This window comes from Flavobacterium sp. (genome assembly GCF_036782315.1).
Classification (GTDB): Bacteria; Bacteroidota; Bacteroidia; order Flavobacteriales; family Flavobacteriaceae; genus Flavobacterium.
In genome coordinates, this window is the sequence record NZ_DAIPZK010000007.1 from 145071 (window position 1) to 151332 (window position 6262).

Annotated in this window: 5 protein-coding genes; 3 read left to right on the top strand and 2 right to left on the bottom strand. The window is 34.5% G+C overall.

What is annotated here, in order from left to right; genetic code table 11:
- Positions 1 to 2: 2 nt before the first annotated feature.
- Positions 3 to 374 (top strand): YchJ family protein, encoded by a 372-nt coding sequence (locus V7P59_RS07985; RefSeq protein ID WP_333809637.1) that lies wholly within the window; start codon positions 3 to 5, stop codon positions 372 to 374.
- On the opposite strand, the gene V7P59_RS07990 is transcribed toward V7P59_RS07985, so the two are convergent.
- Positions 371 to 847, bottom strand: coding sequence for a GyrI-like domain-containing protein (locus tag V7P59_RS07990; protein ID WP_333809638.1), 477 nt, complete (start codon positions 845 to 847; stop codon positions 371 to 373). The two genes, V7P59_RS07985 and V7P59_RS07990, sit on opposite strands and share 4 nt — an antisense overlap.
- Positions 848 to 908: 61 nt before the next feature.
- Positions 909 to 4334: a methylmalonyl-CoA mutase family protein gene (locus tag V7P59_RS07995; protein WP_333809639.1), complete on the bottom strand. Its 3426-nt coding sequence runs from the start codon at positions 4332 to 4334 to the stop codon at positions 909 to 911.
- A 127-nt stretch (positions 4335 to 4461) separates the two neighbouring features.
- Between V7P59_RS07995 and V7P59_RS08000 the strand changes: the two genes are divergently transcribed.
- Both V7P59_RS08000 and V7P59_RS08005 read left to right on the top strand, forming a co-directional pair.
- Positions 4462 to 5169 carry a DUF4197 domain-containing protein gene (locus V7P59_RS08000; RefSeq protein WP_333809640.1) on the top strand — a complete coding sequence of 236 codons (708 nt, stop codon included), beginning with the start codon at positions 4462 to 4464 and terminating at the stop codon, positions 5167 to 5169.
- 352 nt (positions 5170 to 5521) lie between these two features.
- Complete coding sequence (locus V7P59_RS08005; RefSeq protein WP_333809641.1) at positions 5522 to 6178, top strand: hypothetical protein; 657 nt, start codon at positions 5522 to 5524, stop codon at positions 6176 to 6178.
- Positions 6179 to 6262: the final 84 nt, after the last annotated feature.

The following is a 6262-nucleotide window of genomic DNA, read 5'->3' on the forward strand; positions in this document are numbered from 1 at the left end:
TTATGTCGAATTGCTACTGCGGAAATTCCATTTCTTTTCAAGATTGTTGCGAACCGTACATCAAAGGAATCAAAAATGCTCCTACTGCAGAAGCTTTAATGCGCTCGCGTTATAGTGCTTTTGCAATAGAAGCTGCAGATTATTTGGTAAATACCACACATATTTCCAAAAGAAAACACCATAATAAAAGAGATATTTTAGCTTGGAGTCAAGCCAACAAATGGTTAAAATTAGAAGTTTTAGCTTCAACTGAAACTACGGTAACTTTCAAAGCCTATTATTTAGACGAAAATTTAAAGACTCAAGTCCATTACGAACACTCAACTTTTAGATTGGAAAATGGGATTTGGTTTTATGTGGATGGAGAATATTAAACTCTCTTCTTAATTGGAATCCAAATTTCCTCATCCGAATCAGGACTATCGTTTTTATATTTTTCTCCTAAAATTTCAAAATGAGGTCGATTATCTAATTCATATTCCGAATTAGGCAACCAAACCCCAAAAATATAACCAAAAGTTTCTCTTGCTTTCGAAGTATCTCCTACATGATTAAAAACAGCATAAAAACCTTCCTCTACAATTAATTTTTGCATTCCTTCAGGAATAAAATCAAAATCTGTTACAGGAACTACAGCCCATTTAACAAATTCGGTTTGTGGATTGAAATCAAAATTTTCGGGATTAATTTGAATGTTGAATAAATCTTTACCTATCGTATTTCGAATTTCATTTCGTCTTGGCATAAATTTTCCCCATAATTCCCCTATTCGATAATCTGAATACGAAAATTGACTATTCATTCCGATAAATTTTGTAGTTGGAAAGGTTTTGATTGTTGGTTTCATTTCTCAAAAATAAAAAAACCTTCCATAAAGAAAGGTTTTAGATTTAATATATTTTGAAATTTTACATATTTCTTCTGTACTGTCCACCCACCTCGAATAATGCGCTGGTGATTTGTCCTAACGAACACACTTTAGCTGCATCCATTAATTTTTCAAAAATATTTTGGTTTTGAATAGCTGCCTCTTGAATGATTGAAATTTGATTTTCTACTTCTTTCGCTTTGGCTTGATGTAAATTCTCTAAGGTTTTAATTTGGAATTGTTTCTCCTCTTCCGTTGCACGAATGACTTCTGCTGGAATCACTGTTGGGGAACCTTTTGAACTCAAGAAGGTATTTACTCCAATGATTGGGAATTCTCCTGTATGTTTCAAGGTTTCGTAATACAAGGATTCTTCTTGAATTTTACTTCTTTGGTACATGGTTTCCATTGCGCCAAGAACACCTCCTCTTTCAGTAATTCTATCAAATTCAGCTAAAACCGCTTCTTCAACTAAATCAGTTAATTCTTCAATGATGAAAGAACCTTGAATTGGATTTTCGTTTTTAGCTAAACCTAATTCCTTATTAATAATCAACTGAATTGCCATTGCACGACGAACTGATTCTTCTGTTGGAGTTGTAATTGCCTCATCATAAGCATTCGTGTGTAACGAGTTACAGTTATCGTAAATCGCATACAACGCTTGTAAAGTCGTACGAATATCGTTGAAATCAATCTCTTGCGCGTGTAACGAACGTCCAGAGGTTTGAATGTGGTATTTCAACATTTGCGCTCTTTCGTTAGCTCCGTATTTGTTTTTCATGGCTTTTGCCCAAATTTTACGAGCCACACGACCAATTACCGCATATTCAGGGTCAATTCCGTTTGAGAAAAAGAATGATAAATTAGGACCGAAGTCGTTGATGTTCATTCCTCGACTCAAATAATATTCCACGTAAGTGAAACCATTGGCTAGTGTAAATGCTAACTGCGTAATTGGGTTCGCACCCGCTTCAGCAATGTGGTAACCTGAAATCGAAACCGAATAGAAATTACGTACATTTTGTTTGATGAAATATTCTTGAACGTCTCCCATCAAACGAAGAGCAAATTCAGTTGAGAAAATACAAGTGTTTTGTGCTTGATCTTCTTTCAAAATATCCGCTTGAACCGTTCCACGAACCTGTGCCAAAGTTTTCACTTTGATATCTTGGTAAACATCCGCTGGCAACACTTGGTCTCCCGTTACTCCTAAAAGCAACAATCCTAAACCATTGTTTCCTTCTGGTAATTCGCCGTTGTATCTTGGTCTTTCTAAGCCTTTATCGTCGTAAAGTTCTTTTTTCTTTTTCTCAACTTCGGCTTCTAAACCGTTTTCTTTGATGTATTTTTCACAATTTTGGTCGATTGCGGCGTTCATAAAGAATCCCAACAACATTGGTGCTGGACCATTAATTGTCATAGAAACTGAAGTCGCTGGGTGACTCAAATCGAAACCTGAGTATAATTTTTTCGCATCGTCTAAACAACAAATTGAAACTCCCGCATTTCCAATTTTACCATAAATATCAGGCCTGTGGTCTGGGTCATTTCCATATAAAGTTACCGAGTCAAAGGCTGTAGATAAACGTTTTGCTGGCATTCCCAAAGAAACATAATGGAAACGACGATTTGTTCTTTCTGGACCTCCTTCTCCTGCAAACATACGCGTTGGGTCTTCTCCTTCACGTTTGAAAGGATATAATCCTGATGCAAATGGGAATTCTCCTGGTACGTTTTCTTGTAAATTCCATTTTAAAATATCACCCCAAGCTTGATATTTTGGTAAAGCCACTTTTGGAATTTGAGAATGTGATAACGATTCGGTATGCGTTTCAATTTTGATTTCTTTATCACGAACTTTAAACGAATATACTGGATTTTTGTATTTGTTTACTTTTTCTTCCCAAGTCAATAAAATTTCCCAATTGTATGGGTCTAAATTCATTTTTACTCGGTCGAATTCTTTCAATAACAATCCTAAGAAATCTTTGTTGCTATCATTTATTTTTAACGAACTTTCAATTATTCCAGCTTTATCAATTTGTGGTAAATTACCATTTACTGATTCAATGGTTTTGAAAATTCCGTATAATTTTTGTGCTACTTCCACTTGTGTTAAAGCAGTTTCGTCATATTTTCTATTATTTTCAGCAATTTCCGATAAGTAGCGAGTTCTGTGAGGTGGAATTACGAAGATTTTCTCACTCATTTCACGCGTAATTTCGAAAGTCGATTTTAAATCCGCTCCTGTTTTCTCTACAATCTTATCCATGATAGATTTGTAAAGTGTATTCATTCCAGGATCGTTGAATTGCGATGCGATAGTTCCAAAAATTGGCATCTTATCCGTATCCACATCCCAAAGATTGTGATTGCGTTGATATTGTTTTTTCACATCACGAATCGCATCTAAAGCGCCACGTTTGTCGAATTTATTTAACGCTACTAAATCCGCGAAATCCAACATGTCGATTTTCTCTAACTGCGTTGCAGCACCAAATTCTGGCGTCATTACATACAGAGAAACGTCTGAATGATCCAAAATTTCAGTATCTGACTGTCCAATTCCTGAAGTTTCTAGAATGATTAAATCATATTTTGCCGCTTTTAATACTTGAATCGCTTCTGCTACATATTTTGATAAAGCCAAATTCGATTGACGAGTTGCTAACGAACGCATGTAAACACGAGAATTGTTAATCGCATTCATACGAATTCTATCTCCCAATAAAGCGCCACCCGTTTTACGTTTTGATGGATCAACCGAAATTAATCCGATTGTTTTTTCAGGAAAATCGATTAAAAATCTTCTAACCAATTCATCTACTAAAGACGATTTTCCAGCACCACCAGTTCCAGTGATACCTAAAACTGGAATTTTAGAAGTTTCGTTTGCTGTGTGAATTTTATCTAACGTTTCTTTAGCAATTTCAGGGAAATTTTCAGCTGCTGAAATTACACGAGCAATCGCTCTTGGATTTTTATCTTCTAAATGATCAGCTTCTCCGTTTAACACATCACCAACAGGGAAGTCAGCTTTTTGTACCAAATCGTTAATCATGCCTTGTAATCCCATAGCACGACCATCATCTGGAGAATAGATTTTAGTGATTCCGTAAGCATGTAACTCTTCTATTTCAGAAGGAAGAATTACTCCTCCACCGCCACCAAATATTTTGATATGACCTGCTCCTTTTTCTTTAAGCAAATCATACATGTATTTGAAATATTCGTTATGACCACCTTGATAAGACGTCATGGCAATTGCATTAGCATCTTCCTGAATGGCCGTATTTACTACTTCTTCCACACTTCTATCATGTCCAAGGTGAATTACCTCAACACCCGTAGCTTGAATAATTCTACGCATGATATTAATGGCTGCATCATGTCCATCAAAAAGTGACGCTGCGGTCACAATTCTTACTTTATTTTTAGGAATATAAGGAGTTTGTAGTTCCATGTGTAATTTTTATTCGTTTTAAAGGGTGCAATTTACGAATTTAATAATTTTATTTCATTCAAAATTCTGAATTAATTGTGATAAAAATTGGCACTATCTTTGTCTATTCGTAAGCAAAATAGAAAACATGAAAAAAATCGTATTAAGTTTAGTTGTTTTTGGATTATTTAGTTGTGCCGAAATGCAACAAGTAATGGACCAATTGCCACAAGGAACAGGATTAAGTCAAGCCGAAATAGGAAACGGATTAAAAGAAGCGCTGAATAACGGAATCACAAAACAAGTATCAAAATTAACCGCAACAGATGGCTTTTTTAAAAATGAAGCTGTAAAAATTCTATTACCAGAAGAATTGCAAGTAGTAGATAAAAAGTTACGCCAAATAGGAATGAGCAAATTAGCAGATGAAGGTTTGAAAGTTTTAAATCGAGCTGCAGAAGATGCCGTAAAAGAAGCTACTCCTATTTTTGTGGATGCGGTAAAGCAAATGACATTCAATGATGCTAAAAACATTTTGATGGGGAATGAAAGTTCGGCTACGACTTATTTACAAAACACTACTTCTACTGCTTTGTATGCGAAATTTAATCCTGTGATTAAAAATTCTTTTGCGAAAGTAGGTGCGGATCAAGTTTGGAGCAACATTATTACGAAATATAACGCTATCCCGTTAGTAACCAAAATAAACCCAGATTTAACTGATCATACAACCAATAAAGCAATGGAAGGTGTTTTCAAAATGATCGCAGTTGAGGAGAAGGAAATTCGTACAAACTTGAATGCCAGAAGTTCCAATTTATTAAAAAGAGTGTTTGCTTTACAAGACAAAAAATAGTGTTTTGTAATTCATTTTTTACAGAAAAAACGTTTTCGTAAAAATTTAATAATCAATAACATAAGAATAACATAACCTTAACATTACAATTCAAAAAAAGGTAAGATATTTGCACTGTAATAAGAGAAAGTTTCTCATTTAGTTAGGGTTAGTTTAGAAAAAATCACTCCGATGCAAATCGGAGTTTTTTTGTTTTTATACGGTACGTTTTGTAAATATTTTTTTATATTTGAGAAATAAAAATATGATGATTATCATACATATCTACCCATAAATAGAGAGATATTTATGACGCAGTCATACATATAAATAAGTTAGCGGTCAGGCTATGACGACACAAACCGACATAAAAATGAAAAAAATATATTTAGCAATATTGATAATATCGCTCTTGACAAACTGCAATAATTCGCAGACAAAATCTGCGGACAAAAGCGACAGACTTGAGCTTGTTCCTGAACCGGACAAAGTATTGCGAGAAGAATACGAAAAACAACAAGAATTAAACAAATCGAAATGTATCTTTATTGACCCAGACACTTCAGTTGTTGGGATTAAAATTAGAAATGCCGAAAGCACTTTAAATATTTTAGGAAAACAAACGAAATTAGAAGGTGACTCAACTCATGTATTCTATTCGAGTGACAAAAAACAAAAACTCGGACTGACCGTGCATCCAGGAGACTACTATAACCAAGTGAGTATTTTCAATATTTCGTATTCTGACAATTCAAAACAAAACGTCCGACAAATAAAATCAAAAGAATTTGAGACCGAAAAAGGCATCAAACTTGGAATAAGCAAAAGAGAAATTATTGAAAAATTTGGAACTTGCTATGTAGCCAAAGACAGTACAAAGAATGGTATTGTTCTTAAATACAGACTCGAACTTCCCAACGACAGTAAGAAAAAATTATTGACGAGTAACAATATGCCAATCTATTATGCGACTTATAGACTGAAAAATGATAAACTCGAAAACATTGAATTTGGTTTTGAGTATCCATAGACCGAAAGAAGCCCGAACCGCTAACAGCCGTAACTGTTGCACAACTACCATTTTCTCAAAACAATTTACAAAAACATAAAAACA